We start from the raw sequence: 21,873 nt of genomic DNA on the forward strand, positions 1-21,873 counted from the left end.
CCCCCATGACGACGCTCCCCATCATCGCCCCTTTAAACAAAGACGATTACGATGGGTGGTTGCCGTTGTGGCAGGCGAATATGGAGGGCACGGTCACGCCCGACGTGACCGCCAGCACATGGGCCCGCATCTGCGACCCCACATTCCCCGTTCATGGCCTCTGCGCCCGGCTTGAAAAAGGCGGCCCGATTGTCGGCATTTGCCATTTCATCCTGCACCCGACAACGGGCAGTTTGAAATATGCCTGTTACATGCAGGATTTGTTTGTTGATCCATCCGCCCGCCGCCGGGGCGTGGGGCGCGAATTGGTGATTCAACTGGCCGCGTTGGGGCAAGCCGCCGGGTGGGCGCGCCTGTACTGGCTGGCGGAAGAAAAAAATGCCGCGGCACAATCATTGTACCGCGACATTGGTATCAAGCTGGATTTTTCACTGCACGTTCTACCGCTCGGCTAGAACCGCATATTCAACCGAACACCCCCGATATTCACACGGAAGCCGCTGTTGCTAATGCCGCCCTGTGGCGTATTGATGCGGAAGCCGCCATTGCTGTTCATATCATAGCCCGGACCACGAACACGGACGCCATTATCATAGGCCCCGCCGTGCGACGCGCTGTGATTGAAGCTGGGGCTGGCGGAACCGCGCTCGTAATTACGCACGGAATCCTGGCTCATCGCCGGGGCGGCCGGGGCCGGATCGGCGGCGAACACGCCATCATTCATCGCCGGTTCAGCAGGCATCGCCGACACCGCCGGGGCCACATTGGTCACATCCACCATCGGCGGCGTGCTTTCGACCGGAATATCATAGGACCCACCGGCATCGACCACGGGCGGTGGCGGGGCAGCGGGCGGTAAATCGTAAGAGGATGCCGATGCCGCCGGAGCGGCAGAGGCCACCTGCTGTTGCGGTTCAATATCCGGCGACGGGGTCAACAGGCCGACCTGATCCAGCAACGCCCCTTCCGTCAACGGACCAACAATCCCATCCACCTTCAAATCCGCACCATGGGCATTCAAAACATGCTGGATCGCGCGGGCATCATTCACATCCATCTGTCCATTGGCTCCATCGCGCAGGGCCGAGGCCATATTGGCAATCACCTTCGGATCGGTTTGCGCCTGTTCACGCATATGGACCATGACATCATTCATGCTGGCCGTATCCGGGATATTGTTCTGGGCGCGATAGGCATCCAGCGCGGCGGTGGTTTTCGGACCCAGATCATTATCGACCGGACCCGTATCAAACCCCATCATGCGCATCAGCCCTTGGGCTTCGCCGACGTTAAAGTCTTGATCCTGTTGATTCGGCCCCGCCATGATCGGCCCCCTTTGCATCCAGATACGCACGTGTTCGTGGTCACACCTTACGCAAAAAACCCTAATTTTCCGTAAAATATGACACCGATAAAGCCTTGTTTAACGTTTTTTGCATAAGATCGGAGCAGATCAGAAAGGGCCAGAGTACCGTTTTATGACGTCTGTGACCGCCGATAAGCCAGAACCAGCCACCGACCCCGTGCGCCTTTATGCCCCGGCGGCGGCGCGCGCGCACCTGCGCGAGGCGGGAATCAACCCCGAATCCCTGCCCCACCGGATCAATATGGATGTCCTGATTATGGATGGGCGCGTTTTACAGGATGAATATTCCGTTCGCGAAAACATCCTTTTTGGCAGCCGCGTTTTGCCCCTGACCACAATTGATGAATATCACAACAGCGCCACCAGCTTCACCGGCGACACCGCCCCCGTGAACAACCAGGATCAGACCTATACGCTGATGCTGTATCAGGCCCATACATCGGCATCGCCCGTCGCGCATGCCATGCCGCGTGACGATGATCCGTCGCGGCATGTCTGCGTCATCATGCTGCCAACCGAGGAAATGACCGCCCGATACACCGTGAACTTGCTGTCCGGCGTACCGGAAGAACAATTGCCCGACAATTTGCCTGGAACGGATCAGGATTGGGCCCGCTTCATCCTGGCCCACGAAATGGACCACTGCGTCAATCGTGAAGGCACGACATTCCAGCGCGAAGTCAGCGCCGACCGTGCCGGGCTGGACGATTTGCGCCGTCATTTCAATGAAACACAGCGCCCCGAGATGTATGACGCCATGTCAAAAACAATCACACAGGCGCGATCCATCACCATTTTTTCAAAAATGGATTTCGACCACGCCACAGGTATTTATCTCGAAAACGATCACGACCACGATCATCCGCATGCGGGCCAGCACGACCATATACCGCCGAACATTTCCAGTGACGCACGATCAATCGCGGAAAAAGTGGTCCGCAATTACGCCGAACACAGCGGTCAATCCTATAAAGAATCCATCACCCATATGGATGAAACACCGGGACTGTTTTTCAACGTTCTGAAGCAAATGAATCATCAGGGCGCGTTTGAGGCTGAACCGATGCAGCAAAAATTGATCGATCAATATTTGGACGCCACCGAAGAATTTTCGCCCAACTATCACAACGACCTGCAGAAGGCCGCCGTTCACGTTCCGGCAACAATGCATGAAAATACCGAGATCGCATCACAAAAGCCCGTCATTACACCCGGTTTTGGAAGCTAAAGGCCGCGCGCAATGAGCACATTAACCCCCATCACATCACCGGACGGACACCGTTTGCTGGCCACGCCGGAAACACTGGCGGCCTTGGGGGATCTTGCGGCGCATTTACCCGACGTCGCTGGCGCAGACATTCTGATCCTGACCCAGAATGACGTGCGGATACCGGCGGAACACCAGACCCTGTCCGATCATTTTTCCAATCACCTGATGTATACCCGGGGCATACACGCTTTTTTTCAAAGTGAAGGCATAACCGCCCCCAAAAATCCCGATGGACAGGAAAATGGCGATTACTATCTCGCCCTCGGCAATGGCCTGGCCCAAAACAGCAATTACAGCGCCGCCCTTTTTGCAGTCGAGCAAAACGGCAAGCCTTTATACGTTATCACAGCCCCGCAATTGCCCGTGCCCACCGACGTTTTTTATCAGATCGGTGAAAGTGATAATAATTTCGTCGGCCCCCGCACCATGGACCAAAAAAGCGCAACCGCCTTTGTCATGGCGCATGAAGCCGGACATATTTACCACACCGTCAACACCCCCGGCGGGGACGAGCTGGAACGCGAAACCTATGCCGACCTGCATGGCATTTATGGCTATAATTTAATGATTGAACGCGGGATTGATTTAAATCCCGAGGGGCCCGATTTGGCCAAAGCATTACGCGATGTTGGCGGATTGAATACACACGCCCATTCAAAGGTTCTGAATATCACCCCCACGGCCGATTTGCACGGGCACGATACCGGCCTGATCGTCGCGCATCGCGGGCTGGCCACGGGCGGGTATGCGCATCACACGGAAACAATCGACCAGTTTTTCCGTGAAACCAACGCGTTGATCGGGGCCAGCTATAAAGACATTTACGCCACGATACTGAACGATCCGACCATGACCACACAGGATCGCCAGGCCTATACCGCCGACCAGTCCCTGTTGGTATCCACCCACCATCCTTATGATCCAGACATTAAAAATGCGGTCAGCCTGTTGCATCAGGAACGGCACGCCCCGCAAAATCCTGACCGCGCCCTGCTGACCGAGAATACGAATGTGGGGTTGGGAAAGGACATCGGATTAAATTACCCGGAAATTCAATATGCCTTCGCCCGCGCGATGTATGATGCGGGCCTGTATGATGATAACAGCCTTAGCAAATCATACGCCGAGCGTTATATGGCCGGATTTGAACGGCTTAACCCCGATCTGGTCGAACCCGGACGGGATCTGGCGGCCGGGCTCAGCCCGGCGATGGCCGAAACATGGGCCGCACAACCACCCAGCCAGCCCCCGCATCCGCCGCACGACATGGAAAAGCCTTCGGCTGCTGTCCCAGCCTCCGCCCCCATCATCGGTGTGGGCTTCTAAATCCCCTGTTTTGAAGCACTTTGCCCTTTCCCCCCGGCGTCATTTTTTCTATAAACAAGGGGTCAAAAATGACCGCGCGCTGGAGATTTTTATGAAACTGACCCTCGACTGGCTGAAACAGCATCTGGACACGTCCGCTTCGCTGGATGAGATCACGACCGCCCTGACCGCCGTCGGTCTGGAAGTGGACGGGGTTGAGGACCGCGCCGCCGCCTTCGCACCCTTCTTCGTCGCCAAGGTTGAAAGCGCCACGCGCCACCCGGACGCCGACCGTTTGCAGGTGTTGATGGTCGATACGGGATCGGAAAAATTACAGGTCGTCTGTGGCGCCCCCAACGCGCGCGCCGGGATGAAGGGCGTGTTCGCCCCCGCCGGGTCGTATGTTCCCGGCACGGGCATCACCCTGAAAAAGGGCGTGATCCGTGGGCAGGAATCCAACGGCATGATGGTGTCGGAACGGGAAATGGGCCTGTCCGACGCGCATGAAGGCATTATTGAGGTGGCCGACGATGTCGCCATCGGCACGAAATTCGCCGATCTGTATCGTTTGAACGATCCGGTCATTGAAATTGGCCTGACCCCAAACCGCGCCGATTGCGCGGGCATTCGCGGCATCGCCCGCGATCTGGCCGCCGCCGGGTTGGGGACACTGAAACCCATCAATGAAACCCCGGTTGCGGGCACGTTTAAAAACCCGATTGGCGTGACACTGGATTTCAGCGCCGATTCCAAACATCACTGCCCGCTGTTTCTGGGCCGCTATATCCGCGGCGTGAAAAACGGCCCGTCACCGCAATGGTTGCAGGACCGGCTGAAGGCCGTGGGCCTGCGCCCGATTTCGGCGCTGGTCGACATCACCAACCTGATGACATTGGACATGAACCGTCCGCTGCACGTCTTCGATGCGGATAAATTAAAGGGCGGCATTGTTGTTCGGTCCGCCAAATCCGGTGAAACGCTGGACGCGCTGAACGACAAATCCTATACGCTGGATGAGGGCATGGTCGTTGTCTGTGACGAATCCGGCGTTCTGGGGTTAGGTGGCGTCATTGGTGGTACATCCACGGGCGTGGCCGATGACACGGTCAATGTCTATGTCGAAGCCGCCTATTTCGACCCGAACCGCACCGCCCGCACGGGCCGCGCATTGCAGATCAATTCCGATGCGCGTTACCGCTTTGAACGCGGCATCGACCCGGAATTCACGCTTGCGGGCATGGAGATTGCCACGCGATTGATTCAAGACATCTGCGGCGGCGAAGCCAGCGATGTTATCACCGCCGGATCGGTGCCGGACTGGAAACGCACCATTGCCTATGACCCGGCCTTGACCCAAAAACTGACCGGCGTGGATATTCCCGTTGACCAGCAGGTTAAAACGCTGACCGCTCTGGGCTTTGCCGTCTCCGGCACAGCACCGTCTTTGTCAATCATCCCGCCCGCATGGCGCGGCGATATTGAGGGGCGCGCGGATATTGTCGAGGAAGTCTTGCGCATTTACGGGCTGGATAACATGCCCGCCATATCGTTGACCAAAACCACGACCGTGACGCACAGCGCCGACACACCGAACGTGACCCGCATGCGCAAAAGCCGCACAGCATTGGCCGCCCGCGGCATGGACGAGGCCGTCACGTGGTCCTTCATGGACCGGGCCGTTGCCGACGCCTTTGGCGTGAATGACAACGGGCAAGCCGCCGCGCTGACGCTGGCCAACCCGATTTCCAGCGAGCTGGACACAATGCGCCCCAGCATCCTGCCCAATTTGATCCAGGCCGCATCACGCAACCGCGCCCGCGGCTTTGCCGATTGCGCCCTGTTCGAAGTCGGCCCGATTTTCCGCAGCGCCAAGGTTGAGGGCCAAGCCATCGTCGCCACCGGCCTGCGCGCCGGCAACGCTGCACCCCGCCATTGGTCCGGCCCGCACGCCAGCCGCGCCATAGACGCATTCGATGCCAAGGCCGATGCCTGCGCCGTTCTGGATGCGTGCGGGTTTGTTTCATCCAACGCGCAAATCACACGCGATGCACCGGGCTATTACCACCCGGGCCGCAGTGGCACGCTGCGTTTGGGCAAGGTTGTTCTGGCCCATTTCGGTGAAATTCACCCGGCGGTTTTGGACCAGCTGGATGCGAAGGGCCCGATGGTCGGGTTTGAAGTGTTTTTGGATGCGATCCCGCAGCCGAAAAACAAAAGCGCAGCCAAGCCGTTGCTGACCCTGTCGCAATTCCAGCCGCTTAGCCGCGATTTCGCCTTCATCGTCACCGCGAATACGGATTCCGATGTGATTATCCGCGCGGCCAAATCCGCCGATAAAAACCTGATCTCCGACATTCAGGTGTTTGACGTGTATCAGGGCAAGGGCGTTGAGGACGGCCACAAATCCGTCGCCATCGCCGTGACCCTGCAACCCACGGACAAAACCCTGACCGATGCGGATATTGAGGACATCAGCGCCAAGATTATCAAAGGCGTGACCGAGAAAACCGGCGGCAAATTGCGGGCGTAACCCCGCCACCTTATTGTCATCCCGAACGAATGTGAGGGATCTCCTCTTGATGAAGGTGAAATCCCTCACATTCGTTCGGGATGACAAGGTTGCACGCAGGAAATGAATGCAGTGTACCTCAGAATGCTCTAAACTGATTCGAACACACGATAAAACCCGATCAGGCACACGCGTGGGCATTTATTTCTGTATCAACGATCTGATTGACGCTTTGACCGATGCGCCGGATGGAACCGATCCAGCGCAAATATTGGTCACGGTCGCGACCAAAACGCCCGATTGCGACGGGCACAGTGATGATGCAATGACATTGTCATCCCAGCCCAACATCCTGAACATGAATGAACCGGCGGGCGTATACAAACTGGCCACATTGCTGGATGAAGTGCCGCTGTATCACATCAACATGGAATTGTTGCTGGACAAGGCCCTGACCGTGCGGCACCACAACCATCTGGTGGACACTGCCTTGCTGACCGCCTTTGGCGGACAGGCTTTGCCCAACACGCTCCAACGCACCGACGGACCGAATGACGCCACCATCGTGATTGAGGGCAGTTTGCGTCACCCCATGATCGGCCATGTTGATCGTGTGACGCTGGCCAAAATTTACATGAATTTTTATCGTGCATTGACCCACGGGCATGAGGATTTCGATTTCGAAACCCATATTCTGGGCCGCCATCCCGAACCGTTCCGCACGCAATTCGACGGATATATCATCGGCACGCGAGGCGCCATGCGGGCCGATATCCTGCTGGGCTTTGGCATTCGCGCCGATTACGACCCCCGCCGCCCGCTGGAAAAATATGTCGAAGACGGCAAAAAACGCGCCAAGGCCATGCAGTTGAGCGACCCGCGCGAAATGTGCTGGGCGTGGATGGAGGCCGACGCGTTCCAGACCCGCCGCTGCCACGATCTGGACCGGCTCTTAAGCCGCCTGCCTGCGCTCGGGAAAGCGGGAGGAAAAATAGCCAAAGCCCCCGCCTGGGTCCGCACCGACGTGTTTCATTGTCTGGAACGCGAAGCGATGAAGCAGGTCTTTGCCGCGCAAATGGTCGCCATCGACCCCGATTTACGCATTCTGGGCCCCAACGCCCCGCATACGCACGCCGCCATGAACCACAACGCCAAAGGTGGACTGGATGATGCGCTCCAGATTCTATTGGGCGATACCCTGATCCCCGACGCCAAAAAATCCGAAACCGCCCGCCGCTTCCACGAAGGCGGCCATATCCGCCAACGGGAAACGGCGGCGCTGTAAAAACAAAAACCCCCGGATCATCTCCGGGGGTTTTTGTTTTATTTTATCCTTACGCCGCTTCGCGTTTGGCCTTTTCCTCGGCCAGAATATCTTTCCGCGACAATTTGCCGATCATGGTTTTCGGCAGCGGGGTTTCGCGGATTTCCATGTGGCGGGGCATTTCGATTTTTGAAATCTTGTCCGCCAGGAAGGCCAGCATGTCTTTTTCGGTCAGCGTGACGCCGACCTTTGGCTTGATCCAGGCCTTGACCGCTTCGCCGCGTTCATCATCCGGGACACCGGCGACGATGCATTCTTCAACGCCCGTATGCAGGTAGATCGCTTCCTCAACATTGCGGGGATAGACGTTGTAACCGTTGGTGATGATCAGATCCTTGATCCGGTCGACGATGTACACGTACCCTTCCTGATCCATCGTGGCGACGTCGCCCGTATGCAGGCGGCCCCCCTTCAGGACCAGATCGGTTTCTTCCGGTTTGTTCCAGTAGCCTTTCATCACCTGCGGGCCGCGCACGCACAATTCGCCGCGTTCGCCCTGTTTCACCAGCGACACGCCGTCTTCGGTGCTGACGATTTCAACGATGGTGCCCGGCACCGGCATGCCGATCGACCCGGCCTTGTTCGCGCCGACGATCGGGTTGACGCACACGACCGGGGCGGATTCCGTCAGGCCGTACCCTTCGACCACAACGCAGCCAGTGTTGCGCTCGAAGGATTTTTTGACCTCGACCGGCAACGGCGCACCGCCCGAGATGCAATAGCGCAACGATTTCAAATCGAATTCCGCCAGTTTCGGGTGGTTGTTGATGCCGTTATAAATCGCCGGAACGGCCGGGAAGTAATGCGGCTTTTTCTTATCAATCGCCTTCAGCGTGACATCCAGTTCAAAACGCGGGGCCGGAATAATGATTTCAAAGGCGGAGCGCACACTGAAATTCATCACGGCGGTCATGGCGAACACATGGAAGAACGGCAGAACGCCCATCATGCGTTGTTGCCCATCACCCCCATGCCCACCCAGCCACAGGCTGCACTGGTGCGCGTTGGCCGTGACGTTGGCGTGGGTCAGGGCCGCGCCCTTGGGCGTCCCCGTGGTGCCGCCGGTATATTGCAACACGGCGACGTCATTCATCGGATCAATCGCAACCGGAGTCGGCTTGCCGCCGCCGGCTGTGATGTCATGCAGCCACACAATCTTGTCGCTGGCCGCGATTTTCGCCTTGTCCTTGGCCTTGAAAATCGGGAACAGCAAACTTTTCGGGAAGGGCAAAATGTCGGTAAAGCGCGCCACGACCAGTTTTTGCAACGATGATGTTTTCAGCATCTCGTCCATTTTTTGGTGCAGCATCTGCAGATCCAGCGTCAACATGATGGTCGTGCCGCTGTCTTCGATCTGGTGCTTCAATTCGCGCGGGGTATAGAGCGGGTTGAAATTCACAACCGTCGCCCCGGCTTTCAGCGCGGCATAGTAACCGACGATAAAGGTCGGGCAGTTCGGCAGGAACATGCCAATGCGCGTGCCCTTGACCACGCCCATATCCTGAAACGCCTTGGCCAGCGCATCCACCTGCGCGCCAATCTCGGCCCAGCTCCAGACCTTGCCCATGAAATCAATGCCGGGCCATGCGCCATGCGCCGCCACGGTTTTGTCGAGCATGGCCGGCACGGGGCCCATATCAATATCACAGCCCCAATTTAACCCCTCCGGGTAATGGGACAGCCACGGATATTGCGCAGAAGAGGACGCAGACGACATGGTTTCGACAGACATAAAAACCCCCGATAGGACACTAGGTTTGAAATGATAACGGTGTGCACACGCCCAAAAACCAAACTTTGTGCGGCGCACAATTAACCCTTTGAAGAATCACGTAAAAATAGTAGTGCGCCGCCGCGCTTTTGGCCATCGCTTTGAGTCAAAAAGGAGAATTTTTTATCCTCTGCACACCCCCGTCCACCCCCGCCGCCCCGGATATCGGTTTTTATTCATGATCGCTAGTTTAGAGAATACTAAAGTGTTGTTTTGTTGGAATAAAAGCTGGATTTTTTACAAAGATTAACGCATCATGACCAGCAGATAGGGTGGAACAACGGTGGAACAAGATCGGAAAGATCGGGCATCGTTTTTAAATTTTTTAAATTTTTTTTTCGCCCGATTCCGGGTTCGTCAACTGTCCGGCGAATTCTGTTTTAAACAAAGCATTTCATACTGGATTAAATAAGATGAGTCACTTTGTTGGTAATAGTGAAGACGGTTTTCAAACAGACACCTTGCCCGCTGTGCGTGCCAAATTAAAATGGTTCAACGGCCCGAAGGGCTTTGGGTTTGTCGTTCCCGATGGCGAAGATATTGACGCCTTCCTGCACGTCACGACATTACAGCGCGCGGGCGCAACGGCCTTGGGTGATGGGGCCGATCTGATGTGCCGGATCAAACGTGGTCCGCGCGGCGCCATGGTGACCGAGGTGACAGAGATCCTGGATCTGGGAGCCCTGCCGGAAACTGCAATGCCGACCAGCGCGCCACGCATGCCTCAGCCCGATGGGCACGCCGCGGCCGATCAGAACAACACCGCGGAAAAAGGCGTGACCATGGACGGCACCGTCAAATGGTACAAACCGGAAAAGGGATTTGGATTCATCATTCCCGAAGATCAGGCAAAAGATGTTTTCATTCACAAGGCCTGCCTGGAACGCCATGGTTTAATGGGTCTGGAACCCGGCCAGCGCGTCCGTATGCAGGTCCGCGCCGTGGCCAAGGGCCGCGAAGTCATTGATTTTGAGTTGATGGATGGTTAATCACCACGCGCATAAGAAAATAAAAAGGGCCCGATGATGGGCCCTTTTTTTATTCGGATTTGATCCGTGCGGGATTATGCCCGCCCACCTCTTTGATCGCGCGCGGGGTTATGCCCGCACGACATCCTTCAATTCTTCCTCGGCGTGGACCGCGCTGCCTTCGCGCTCGAAATCTTCGGCGTTCAGCTGGCGGGAACGGCTCGGGGCCTGATAGGCAAGCTTCGCGTGCGCGCCGCAATAAGGCAGGCCCGCTTCCGATGCACAACCACAGAAGTGGAAGTTGGAATCTTTCGGGTCACCAACGGGCCAGCGGCACATGCGATCCTTCAGCTCAACCATGCTGACGCCCTTGCCGTTGTTGGCGGCTTGCGGAATGGCAATCGCCACACGCGCCGCAGTCCGCACAGGGGCGGCATCTTCAACAACGCGCACCGTTGCTTTCACAGCGACCGGAGCGGCATCAGGTGTTTTGCTATTTTGTTGGATGGGGGATACACGGTTGGAGAGTTTCAGGCGGTGGGCCTTGCCGATAACGGCGTTGCGGGTCAATCCCCCGCCCAAGGCTTTCGCAATTTCCGCCGCGGACTTCCCCTCGCCCCACAGCTGTTTTAGAAGAGATACGCGTTCCTCGGTCCAGCTCATTTTTATAGTCTCCCCGTTTGAAATCTCTTTTAAAGTCGTCACACACACGCATTGACCAGGACAACGCCCTGATTCAAAAAAGAAAATCATTTATTCTGTGCAGTGGGGGTAATGTAACAGGTGGGTGATTCGCTGGTCCAGAGTCCTGCGAATCACTGCACGTTTTATCCACACATTTGAACGCATATCCTTGCAACGAATCTTGAAACGTGATTTTTTCAAGCCGCGAATCGGTCGCAATAAAAAAGCGACGCTTTTCAGCATCGCTTTAGAATTTATACGTTCACGCGCATGATTATATGCGGTTGGCGACCTTACGCCCCGGGATCAAGACCCCAGATGCTGTAACGCTCTGGATCATCCATCCAGTTTTCTTTCACTTTGACGAACAATTTCAAATGCACCTTGCACTCCAGCAAGGTTTCCAGTTCCTTGCGTGACTGCATCCCAATCGCCTTTAACCGCGACCCACCCTTGCCCAGAACAATCGGTTTATGGGCTTCGCGGGCCAGATAAATGACTTGTGAAATTTTCACACTGCCATCATCAAAGCTTTCCCATTTTTCCGTTTCCACCGTGGCGGCGTATGGCAATTCCTGGTGCAAATTGTCGTAGATTTTTTCACGCGTGATTTCCGCAGCCAAAAGCCGTTCAGACAAATCCGACAATTGATCGCCGGGATAATGATGCGGCCCTTCGGGAATGTTTTTTGATACCCAGTCCAGCACGTCCTGCACCCCGCGCCCCTTCAGGCCGGAAATCATGAACGTGGCCGTGAACGGGATGCGGTCATTCAATTCCGCACTGATTTTCAACAGTTGATCGGCGGGCATCTGATCGATCTTGTTCAGCAACAGGATGATTTTCCGTTCCCCAACCGAGCCGTCCTTGAACCGCTTTTCAATGGTATCCAGCAACGCGCGGGTATCTTTATCAAACCCTTCTTTCGAGGCATCAATCAGCAAGGCGGTGATATCCGCATCCGCCTCACCATTCCAGGCCGCCGCCACCATTGCGCGGTCCAACCGGCGTTTCGGCGCAAAAATACCCGGCGTATCGATCAGGATGATTTGCGTGGCATCATCATTCATCATCACGATGCCACGGACATTGATCCGGGTTGTTTGCACCTTGCGATTGACGATGGAAACTTTGGCCCCGACCATCCGGTTGATCAGGGTTGATTTGCCCGCATTCGGGGCACCGATAATGGCAACGAAGCCACAACGTTCGGTCATGAACGGTTATCCTTTTCTATGATGTTCAGCAGGCGGGTCGCCGCCGCCTTTTCCGCCGCACGGCGGGATGTGCCCTGTTCCGCGACTTCGTCGAACCCTTCGACAAAGACCGACACGGTAAAAATCGGCGCGTGATCCGGGCCGGATCGTTCAATCATCGTATAACGCGGCAACGGATGGCCTTGCCCCTGTGCCCATTCCTGCAAAGCGGTTTTCGGATCGCGGGGCGGGGTTAAATCCGCCTTTAACAAATCACCCCACAACGATTGGATCGCCGCCATGCACGGGTCCAACCCGGCATCCAGATACAGGGCCCCGATCATCGCCTCGATCACATCGGACAGGATATTGTCATTATCCGCCCCACCGGCGGCGCGTTCGGAATGGGACAAATGCAAAGCCTTGCCCAGATCAATATCCTTCGCCACACGCGCCAATGTTGATCCCGACACCAAAGCCGCGTGGCGGCGGGCCAGATCGCCTTCGTTTTCATGCGGGAAAATATCAAACAAAAACCGCGCCAGCACGAGGCCCATGACCCGGTCGCCCAGAAATTCCAGACGTTCGTAATTCACCGCCGCCCCGGTCGATGAATGTGTCAGCGCCGCGCGCAATAAATCCGGATTGGAAAAACGGTGGTTCAAACGATCCTGCAGATCGTTCATGGCTTGATCCATATCGGGTGCGCCCGCCATCGGCATCAATTCACCGCAGCCGGAGCCGGGGCCGGGGCCGACGTCGGCGCTTCGACCTTCACCGGCTCGACCGACATCAGCAAACGGCTGTAACGGATCGCGCCCGGCCATTTCCACACCTCGGCCAGCGATGCGCTGCCATTGGTGGAGAAGAACAGGAACGACGCACGGCCAACAATGTTTTCATACGGGATAAAGCCAACATGGTTCATCACGCGGCTGTCCTGCGAATTGTCGCGGTTATCGCCCATGGCGAAATAATGCCCATCCGGTACGGTGTATTCGGGCGTGTTGTCCAACGGATGATCATCGCCCTCTTCATAAATGCTGTGCACGACACCGTTGGGCAGCGTTTCCAGATATTCGGTCATGACCACGATCGATCCATCTTCGTCGACGCGTTTCAAGCCAACCGATTCACGCGGCACGATCTGGCGATTGATATACAGGCGACCTTCGATCACCTGCACCGTATCGCCCGGCATACCGACAATCCGCTTGATATAATCAATGCGCGGATTGGTTGGCAGTTTAAACACGGCGACGTCACCACGCTCGGGGGCCTTGGCCCACACACGGCCCCCAATCGGGGCCAGACCGAACGGGAACGAATAGCGGGAATAACCATAGGCCGGTTTGCTGACAAACAGATAATCGCCCACTTCCAATGTCGGCTTCATCGACCCCGACGGAATGTTAAATGGTTCATACAGGAATGTGCGGATCAACAAGGCCAAGACCACAGCGATCATCGCGGTTTTGATAAACTCGCTCCACTCTTCGCTGGCACTGAGCGGCGGGGATTTCGGCGCTGATTTTTGATCGGCTTTTTGGTCAGCGGGCGTTTGATCGCTCATCGCGGGATTCTCTGTTCTGGAAGGATCAGTGTACGTCATGGCTAGGTTTTATCGAATGTTTCCGCCAAAATCCATTAAATATCAGGCACCGCTTCAATCATGACATTCGCCATGCCCAAGGGCGGCTCATCCGTCAGGGTCAGGTGAATCACGGGGCGCATGCCCGCAGGCACCATGGCGGCCAGCCGCCGCGCCGCCCCACCGGTTAAATGCAGGGTCGGCCGCCCGGCGGAATCGTTGATAACACCAATATCCCGCATAAAAACACCATCCGCAAACCCGGTGCCCAACGCCTTGGAACAGGCCTCCTTGGCCGCAAACCGCTTGGCGTAGGTGGCAATATGCGTGCCCGCGCCCCGGCGGGATTCGGCCTTGGCGCGCTCAATTTCCGTAAAGCAGCGTGCAATGAAGCGATCCCCGAACCGGGCCAGGGTTTTTTCAATTCGGCGAATATCGATCAAATCTGACCCTGTGCCAATAATCATTGTACAACCAACCCATTGATTTTACTGTATATGTATCCATTGCACACACACCGCCCTTGACGGGTAAAACTTTATTTAAAACAATAGCATAAAATAAATCTGCTGCAGGTAGATTTAGCATCATAAAGATCGTCGGGCGCGAAAACTTAGGCGAATTCAAAAGACCGTTTTGAATTTCTGGCAGGAGGGGGTTTTCCGTGTCAGCCCGCGCCCGAGTTTTAAGAGCAGACGTTGCGACGTCTGTGCCCTTCATTTTAAAAACGCCATTGCGCCACACGATCATATGCATGATCGCGATTGCGGGATCCTGCCTTCTCCTTCCCGGCGCGGCCCACGCCGCCTGTACCGCCCCCATCAAAAGCGCGGGCGCGATTGAATGGTTCAGCGCCGATCAAAAATTCAAATATTGCGACAACACCAACTGGGTCACGATCGGCACGGGCGGATCATGGGTCGTGAGTGGTTCCGATATTTATTACAACACCGACATGGTCGGGATTAACCGCACCAACCCGGTCGTCATGCTGGATGTCGGCGGCAGTGTGCGCATGGGCGACAACAACGTAACCTGCAACGCCGCACACGAGGGCGCAATGCGCTACAGCAGCGTCAACACCGTCGATTTTTGTGATGGAACATCATGGAAATCTTTTGCCGGGGTTACGCCATCCACCTGCCCGACAACGGAATATACGACACCGGGCTCATACACCTACACCGTCACAGCCGGATGCACCAATCTGATCCTTGAATCCTATGGCGCGGGTGGCGGCGGCGGGTGGTCAAACTACGCCGGCGGCGGCGGCGGTTCATCCCGCATCGAATATCCGGCCAGCACTATTGTGTCTTTGGGCGGCGGCGGCGTTTTCGGTGACGCCGGCGATCCCGGCGGCGGCGGCGGCGGCGGATATGGCAAAAAATTAATGACGCTGAGCGTGGGCAACGTTCTGAACATCTATGTCGGCCAAGGCGGCCAGAATGGATGCAGCAACAACGGTGGCGCCGGCGGCGACCCATCCGGCGGAACGCTGGGGAATTCCAGCAATGGCGGCAACTCCACCTATGGCGGTGGGGGCGGCGGCGACAGCTCGTACAGGGGCGGCGCATCGACCTATGGCGGGGGCGGCGGCGGCGGAAGCGGCACCCACAACAGCGGTTTTTTTTTTGGCGGCGCAGGTGGCGCAGACATTGAGTTCCTGTGCGGTGCATCGACCTATGGCGGAGCGTGCAGCGGTTCCAGATCCGGCGGCGGCGGCGGATTTGGCATCGGTGATGCCGTTTTACAAGGGGCCGGCGGCAATGCCAGCAGTGGCGGAGCAGCGGCCGGTGGCGGAACCGGAACCGGCGGTGCCCCAACATCCGCCTGTAATCGCGGCGGCAACGGCAAAGTCGTGATCCGGCCCCAGCAATAGATAAGAAATTTTATAGACCATGAAACAGCGCATAAAAAATATTCGGAAGAGTACCAATCTGATGGCCATCACCAGCCTGATGGCCTGCGCCGTTTTGGCCGGAACATTGTCAAAACCCGCTTATGCCGCCTGTTCTTCCCCCACCGCGTTGGCTGGATCGCTCGAATGGTTTTCCGGCACGACAGAATTCAAATATTGCGATGGAACAAACTGGTTATCCATGGCCGGTGGAACCGTCACATGGGTTCAAAGCGGCAGCAACATTTATTACAACACCGGCAATGTCGCGATTGGATCAACCAATCCGCAAGGCCTGAAGCTGGCCGTCAATGGGGGCCTGCGCCTGGCCGACAGCGGCACAGCTTGCAACGCGACATATAAAGGCGTTCTGCGCTACAGCGCAGCGAAGAATATCGAATTTTGTAACGGCACGACCTGGAAAGCACTCGCCGGACCAACAATTGAAACATGCACTGTTCAGGAATACACGACGCCCGGGTCCTACTCCTACACCGTCCTTCCCGGCTGCGAAGATTTGGCGATTGAAGCTTACGGCGCGGGCGGCGGTGGTGGATATTCCACCTATGGCGGTGGCGGCGGCGGATCATCGCGCATTGAAAATTCATCCGGTACGATTTTGGTCCTGGGTGGCGGCGGCGGCGGCGGCGCGGGCGATGGCACAACCGACGGCGGCGGCGGCGGCGGCGGATTTGGCAAAAAAAATGTCACATTAACAGCCGGGAACAATTTGCTGGTCGTTGTCGGCGAAGGCGGCCAAAGCGGATGCGGAACCAATGGCGGCCTTGGCGGGAACCCAGATGGCGGAACACTGGGCAATTCCAGTAACGGTGGCGGGTCTACATATGGCGGCGGCGGCGGCGGCGACGCAAGCTGGACGGGCGGGTCGTCCATCTATGGCGGCGGTGGTGGCGGCGGCGATGGCGTCGACAACAATCCATCCGGAACCGATTATGGTGGCGCAGGCGGTGCGGATAAATACTTCCTCTGCGGAACCTCTACCTATGGCGGCCCATGCGGTGGCGAAAAAAGTGGCGGTGGCGGTGGATTCGGGATTGGCGATGTGGCCTTGCGCGGATTGAACGGCGATTCATTCCAGGGGGGACCTGCCGCCAACGGCGGGCCCGGAACTGGGTCTGTGCATTCATCATCATGCAACCGCGGCGGCAATGGCAAAGTTGTCATTCGCCCATATTAAGGACAACAGGATAGATTGATGTACAAGAAGACAGAAAAAATTCATCAAAAACGCTTCTACGGCCTTCTGGCCGCGGCCTGTGTTCTGGGCACGAGCCTGTTTTCTGGCACAGCCCATGCCGCATGCACCAGCCCGGCCGCATCCGCCGGGTCCATTCAATATTCCACCGCACTGCAGGCACACCTTTATTGTGACGGCACCACATGGCGGGAATTTTCCGGGTCGTTATGGAGCCGCAACACATCGGATCTGACCGAACTGTATTACAGTACAGGCAATGTTGGCATTGGCCTGACCAGCCCGATCGTGCCGCTGGATGTTTCCGGCAGCATTGGAATTGCGTATGATTCGCAAACCTGCAACAGCACGATCGAAGGTACGCTGCGTTACAATCCCACAGACAAAAACTATTCCTATTGCGACGGCACCAGTTGGAAAGTGTTCGTATCGGGTTATCAGCCCCCCGCGTACGGGTGCGAACCCGTTTCATTTACAACACCGGGTGAACATTCCTATACCGTCTTATCCGGCTGCACCAACCTGACGTTTGATGCCTGGGGGGCTGGGGGCGGAGCCGCATACAGCGTCTATGGCGGCGGCGGCGGCGGATCGTCACGAATCGAAAAAATGTCTGATTCATCCATTATCGCCCGTGGCGGTGGTGGCGGCGGCGGTGCAGGAAACAGCGGCGGCGGCATCGGTGGTGGCGGCGGCGGCGGATATGCCCGCAAGCAAACAACGCTGAGCGCGGGTGATGAACTTTTAATCGTCGTTGGCGGCGGCGGTTATAATGGATGCAGTGGAACCGGCGGAATCGGTGGCTATGTCATGGGCGGCACAGCCCCGGACGGCGCGAACGGTGGAAATTCCACCCATGGCGGCGGCGGCGGCGGTGACAGTTCATGGCAAGGCGGGTCATCCACGAATGGCGGGGCCGGCGGCGGCGGTGATGGCACAAACAACAACGCGACATCCAGCTATGGCGGCGCAGGCGGTGCGGATCCTACATTTACGTGCGGCAGTTCGACCAATGGCGGGAAGTGCGGCGCGTATGGCACGGGTGGCGGCGGCGGATTTGGCACGGGTGACATCGCCCTGTATGGCGCCCCTGGAAAAGAAGACACGGGCGGCACAACCCCGCAAAGCGGCACAGGCACGGGGTCCACAGTCGGATCGCCCTGCACATCCGGCAGTAACCAAAAGGGCGGCGATGGAAAAATCACCATTACACCCACCGCGCAATTGACCGCCACACCCTGTTCCAGCGTTCAATTCACCACACCGGGCGAATATCTTTACACCGTGCCATCCGGCTGCACGACATTGGACATGGCGGCCTATGGCGCGGGCGGCGGCGGGGCCGTTACGACGGCCGCGGGCGGCGGCGGCGGGGCCAGTGCGGTTCAACTGGCCAACGGCACCATTCAGGTGCTCGCCGGCGGCGGCGGCGGTGGGGCGGGCAACAGTTCAACCACACGCGGGGGCGGCGGGGGCGGTGGATACGCCCTGAAAACAACAAGCTACAGCGCTGGCACCATGTTGCGCGTGATCGTTGGCGAAGGCGGGTATAACGCCTGTACGGCCCGGGGCGGCCCCGGTGGGGGCGCTGGACGCGATCAAGGTTTGGGCGGCGACAGTGCCGCAGGAAAAGCGGGCGTTTATGGCGGTGGCGGCGGTGGCGATGCATCATGGGGCGGCGGATCCTCCACCTATGGCGGCGCGGGCGGCAGTGGTGATGGTACCAACAACGGATCCACGACCAGCTATGGCGGCGCGGGCGGTGCGGACGCGACATGGGCCTGTGGCACGTCAACCAATGGGGGCGCTTGCGGCAGCACGCTGAATGGCGGTGGCGGGGGTGGCATTGGTGACACCGTCACACTGGGCAGCGCCGGATCCGGCGGTACAGGTGGAGCGGCCGCCAACAGCGGCCCCGGAACAGGCGGAAATGTGGGGAACAGTTGTGGTCAGGCCGGTCACGGACGCGTGGTGATTACGCCGCATTAATCGGCATTTTTATCTTTTTCCTGCTCCGCATGTTCGCGGTGCATGATTTTGTCACGCAATTTTTGCAAACGGTCCGCATGATACGCCTTTTGCATCTGTTTCACAGGCCAGTAACAGATCATGTACGTCAACGGCCATGACACCAGCGCCAGCGTATAACCGCCCACCATCATCGGCATAAATATTTTATAAGGATGCGCCATTAAAAAATCGAAGGTGATATGGTCGGGCAGTTCCACCATGCGCACATCCCAGAACAGGCCGATGATAAACGCGCCCAACTGGTACGACGCCCACCAGATCATCGGGAATGTGGTCGGATTGCCAAACAATGTCCCGATGGCCCCGGCAAAAATATTCGCGCGCGTTATCAGCGACAGCCCGGCGGCCTGCACAATATGGGTGCCCATGATCGGGCTGAACGACACGGCCACGCCCGCGGCCAGCCCGGCCGTAATCGCATACGACGAATCAGACCGCCGAAACATGCGATGACGGATATAATCCCATGTCCGTTCCCACCCCATGGATGGCCAGAGCATTTCACGCAGACGTTTAATGGGATGCAGCTTGGTGCGGCGGCGGAACAGCATGATAACGTATCACAAACCCATCATCGCCCGCGCGACCGTTGTACCGACGCGATTTGTGGCGTCGCACGCAGGGCGGCAATGATGTTGTTCAGGTGTTTAATGTCGTTCACATAGACATCCAAAATCATGTCCCAGAAATCAAGCGACCGGTTTGTGATTTTCAGGTTGGTGATGTTCCCGCCATTTTTGCCGATCACCGTGGAAATGGTGCCCAGCGCCCCGGCCACGTTGGCAATGGTCACATCAATCCGGCCAATATGCGATTCCGGCGAGTCCGGGCCATCACCCCATGACACATCCAGCCAGCGTTCCGGCGTATCGGCGAAATTTTCCAACGTTTCGCAATCAATCGTGTGAATGGTTACACCCTTGCCCGTCGTCACGATCCCGACAATACGATCGCCCGGCAGCGGGTGACAGCATCGCGCGAAATGCACCGCCATACCCGGAATCAAACCCTTGATCGGCATCGGGCGGGACGACGATTCCGTCTTGCGGCTGGTCACGCCCGCCTCGGCCACATCCATTTCATTGGGCTTGCGCGCCGGCGTGGCCTTGTGGCTGGGGAAAATGGCGCGGAACACATCGCGCGCAACGAAATTGCCCTGACCAATACCGGCCAGAATATCGTCCACCACCTCCGCCCCGCGGAACTGGTTCAAAATACCGGCCAGACCTTTTTCGCTATATTCATAGCCTTCGGCCTGGAACACTTTCTGCAACATTGCACGGCCCAGCGTCGCGTATTCATCACGCTGCTGCTGGCGCACGAAACGGCGGATATGCGACCGGGCCTTGCCCGTGGCGACAAACCGTTCCCATGTCGGCGACGGCGTCTGGTTTTTCGCCGTGATAATATCGACCTGGTCCCCGTTTTGCAGTTTGGTGTTCAGCGGCGCGATGCGCCCGTTGATTTTCGCCCCTGTGCAACGGTCCCCCACGTTAGAGTGAATGGCATAGGCGAAATCGACCGGGGTGGACCCGTTCGGCAACTCCATCAAATCGCCCTTGGGCGTAAAGACGAACACCTGATCCTGGAACAATTCCAGCTTGGTGTTCTCCAGAAACTCTTCCGGGCGCTGTTCGTTTTCGATCAGGTCCAACAATTCGCGCAGCCAACGGAACTGACGCGCATCTTTCATATCCGCCTTGGACGCGCCACCCTTGTACGCCCAGTGCGCGGCCACACCCAGATCGGCTTCCTCGTTCATGTCCTTGGTGCGGATCTGCACCTCGATCCGCTGGTTTTCCGGACCGATCACCGTGGTGTGGATGGAGCGATAGCCGTTGGGCTTCGGCGTTGAAATATAGTCTTTGAACCGGCCCGGCACGGTCGGGTACTGGCTGTGGATGATGCCCAGCACGTGGTAGCATTGCTCCACATTCTCCACCAGCACACGGAACGCCATGATGTCGGACAGCTGTTCGAACGATACGTTCTTGCGCTGCATCTTGCGCCAGATGGAATAACGCGTTTTTTCGCGCCCCAGAACGACACCGTTAATCCCGGCATCTTTCAACGTCTTGCTCAAAGCCTGGATAATGGTGTCGGCCATATCCGTGCCCTCCTGCCGCAGATACGACAGGCGGTTGGTGATGCTTTCGCGCGCTTCCGGGTTCATCACGCCAAAGGCGCGGTCTTCCAGCTCTTCCTTGATCTGGTGGATACCGATCCGTTCCGCCAGCGGTGCATAAATTTCCAGCGTTTCACGCGCGATGCGGCGTTGTTTTTCCGGCTTCGCGATGTGATGGATGGTGCGCATATTGTGCAAACGGTCGGCCAGCTTGACCAACAGCACACGAATATCGTCCGACATGGCCAGAACCAGCTTGCGGAAGTTTTCCGCCTGCTTGCCCTCGACCGTTTGACCTTCGATCCGGGACAATTTGCTGACGCCGTTGACCATGTTGGCCACATCGTCGCCGAAGAGTTTTTTCAACTCCTCCATCGTCGCATCGGTGTCTTCCAGCGTGTCATGCAAAATGGCCGTCACAATCGTGGCCGGGTCCATTTTCATATCGGCCAGAATCGCCGCAACCTCAACCGGGTGCGTGTAATACGGCTCGCCCGAGGCGCGGACCTGCCCGTCATGCTTCACACGCGCATATTCGATGGCCCGCTCGATCAAAGCGGGGTCGATATCGGGGTTATAGGTCTTGATCTGGTCGACCAGATCGCTGGACAGGCTCATGG

18 protein-coding genes are annotated in these 21,873 nt (G+C 57.4%); 9 read left to right on the plus strand and 9 right to left on the minus strand.

Annotation, left to right across the window (positions count from 1 at the left end; translation table 11 throughout):
• Positions 1–5: 5 nt before the first annotated feature.
• Positions 6–455, plus strand: a complete 450-nt coding sequence (locus tag A11S_RS10570; protein ID WP_015468501.1) for a GNAT family N-acetyltransferase — start codon at positions 6–8, stop codon at positions 453–455.
• Here the strand turns inward: A11S_RS10570 and A11S_RS10575 are convergent.
• Positions 452–1,324 (minus strand): peptidoglycan-binding domain-containing protein, encoded by an 873-nt coding sequence (locus A11S_RS10575; RefSeq protein ID WP_015468502.1) that lies wholly within the window; start codon positions 1,322–1,324, stop codon positions 452–454. The genes A11S_RS10570 and A11S_RS10575 overlap by 4 nt on opposite strands.
• 154 nt (positions 1,325–1,478) lie before the next feature.
• Between A11S_RS10575 and A11S_RS10580 the strand changes: the two genes are divergently transcribed.
• The 4 genes from A11S_RS10580 (at position 1,479) to A11S_RS10595 (ending at position 7,735) form a co-directional block, all read left to right on the plus strand.
• Complete coding sequence (locus A11S_RS10580; protein WP_015468503.1) at positions 1,479–2,594, plus strand: hypothetical protein; 1,116 nt, start codon at positions 1,479–1,481, stop codon at positions 2,592–2,594.
• A gap of 12 nt (positions 2,595–2,606) precedes the next feature.
• A complete protein-coding gene (locus tag A11S_RS10585) occupies positions 2,607–3,962 on the plus strand; it encodes a hypothetical protein (RefSeq protein WP_015468504.1) in 1,356 nt (451 codons plus the stop codon).
• A 91-nt stretch (positions 3,963–4,053) separates the two neighbouring features.
• Positions 4,054–6,471, plus strand: a complete 2,418-nt coding sequence (gene pheT / locus A11S_RS10590; protein WP_015468505.1) for a phenylalanine--tRNA ligase subunit beta — start codon at positions 4,054–4,056, stop codon at positions 6,469–6,471.
• Positions 6,472–6,643: 172 nt separating this feature from the next.
• Positions 6,644–7,735 carry a hypothetical protein gene (locus tag A11S_RS10595; RefSeq protein WP_015468506.1) on the plus strand — a complete coding sequence of 364 codons (1,092 nt, stop codon included), beginning with the start codon at positions 6,644–6,646 and terminating at the stop codon, positions 7,733–7,735.
• Positions 7,736–7,784: 49 nt separating this feature from the next.
• Here the strand turns inward: A11S_RS10595 and A11S_RS10600 are convergent, their stop codons facing one another.
• Positions 7,785–9,506 carry a long-chain-fatty-acid--CoA ligase gene (locus A11S_RS10600; protein ID WP_015468507.1) on the minus strand — a complete coding sequence of 574 codons (1,722 nt, stop codon included), beginning with the start codon at positions 9,504–9,506 and terminating at the stop codon, positions 7,785–7,787.
• A 452-nt stretch (positions 9,507–9,958) separates the two neighbouring features.
• Here A11S_RS10600 and A11S_RS10605 point away from each other — a divergent pair, with 452 nt between their 5' ends.
• Positions 9,959–10,534, plus strand: coding sequence for a cold shock domain-containing protein (locus tag A11S_RS10605; protein WP_015468509.1), 576 nt, complete (start codon positions 9,959–9,961; stop codon positions 10,532–10,534).
• Between the two features lie 108 nt (positions 10,535–10,642).
• On the opposite strand, the gene A11S_RS10610 is transcribed toward A11S_RS10605, so the two are convergent.
• The 5 genes from A11S_RS10610 to acpS form a co-directional block, all read right to left on the minus strand.
• The gene (locus tag A11S_RS10610) at positions 10,643–11,176 is read right to left on the minus strand and encodes a GcrA family cell cycle regulator (protein WP_015468510.1); all 534 of its coding nucleotides are present in this window, start codon (positions 11,174–11,176) and stop codon (positions 10,643–10,645) included.
• 314 nt (positions 11,177–11,490) lie between these two features.
• The gene (gene era / locus A11S_RS10615; protein ID WP_015468511.1) at positions 11,491–12,414 is read right to left on the minus strand and encodes a GTPase Era; all 924 of its coding nucleotides are present in this window, start codon (positions 12,412–12,414) and stop codon (positions 11,491–11,493) included.
• Positions 12,411–13,115, minus strand: coding sequence for a ribonuclease III (rnc, locus tag A11S_RS10620; RefSeq protein ID WP_015468512.1), 705 nt, complete (start codon positions 13,113–13,115; stop codon positions 12,411–12,413). Before rnc ends, era begins: the two co-directional genes overlap by 4 nt.
• Positions 13,115–13,966, minus strand: a complete 852-nt coding sequence (lepB, locus tag A11S_RS10625) for a signal peptidase I (RefSeq protein WP_015468513.1) — start codon at positions 13,964–13,966, stop codon at positions 13,115–13,117. The genes rnc and lepB overlap by 1 nt, the downstream gene beginning before the upstream one ends.
• Before the next feature lie 74 nt (positions 13,967–14,040).
• Positions 14,041–14,451 carry a holo-ACP synthase gene (gene acpS / locus A11S_RS10630; RefSeq protein ID WP_015468514.1) on the minus strand — a complete coding sequence of 137 codons (411 nt, stop codon included), beginning with the start codon at positions 14,449–14,451 and terminating at the stop codon, positions 14,041–14,043.
• A gap of 287 nt (positions 14,452–14,738) precedes the next feature.
• On the opposite strand from acpS, the gene A11S_RS10635 reads away from it, so the two are divergent.
• The 3 genes from A11S_RS10635 (at position 14,739) to A11S_RS11955 (ending at position 19,086) form a co-directional block, all read left to right on the plus strand.
• Positions 14,739–15,863: a hypothetical protein gene (locus A11S_RS10635; RefSeq protein ID WP_015468515.1), complete on the plus strand. Its 1,125-nt coding sequence runs from the start codon at positions 14,739–14,741 to the stop codon at positions 15,861–15,863.
• 61 nt (positions 15,864–15,924) lie between these two features.
• The gene (locus A11S_RS12165) at positions 15,925–17,079 is read left to right on the plus strand and encodes a hypothetical protein (RefSeq protein WP_015468516.1); all 1,155 of its coding nucleotides are present in this window, start codon (positions 15,925–15,927) and stop codon (positions 17,077–17,079) included.
• 18 nt (positions 17,080–17,097) lie between these two features.
• The gene (locus tag A11S_RS11955) at positions 17,098–19,086 is read left to right on the plus strand and encodes a hypothetical protein (RefSeq protein WP_015468517.1); all 1,989 of its coding nucleotides are present in this window, start codon (positions 17,098–17,100) and stop codon (positions 19,084–19,086) included.
• On the opposite strand, the gene A11S_RS10650 is transcribed toward A11S_RS11955, so the two are convergent.
• Both A11S_RS10650 and A11S_RS10655 read right to left on the minus strand, forming a co-directional pair.
• On the minus strand, positions 19,083–19,679 hold the full coding sequence (locus tag A11S_RS10650; RefSeq protein WP_015468518.1) for a DUF2062 domain-containing protein: 597 nt from the start codon (positions 19,677–19,679) through the stop codon (positions 19,083–19,085). The genes A11S_RS11955 and A11S_RS10650 overlap by 4 nt on opposite strands.
• 20 nt (positions 19,680–19,699) lie before the next feature.
• A complete protein-coding gene (locus tag A11S_RS10655; RefSeq protein WP_015468519.1) occupies positions 19,700–21,871 on the minus strand; it encodes a RelA/SpoT family protein in 2,172 nt (723 codons plus the stop codon).
• Positions 21,872–21,873 lie beyond the last annotated feature (2 nt).

Origin of the sequence: Micavibrio aeruginosavorus EPB, from assembly GCF_000348745.1 — a bacterium.
In the GTDB taxonomy this organism is placed as follows: Bacteria; Pseudomonadota; Alphaproteobacteria; order Micavibrionales; family Micavibrionaceae; genus Micavibrio; species Micavibrio aeruginosavorus_A.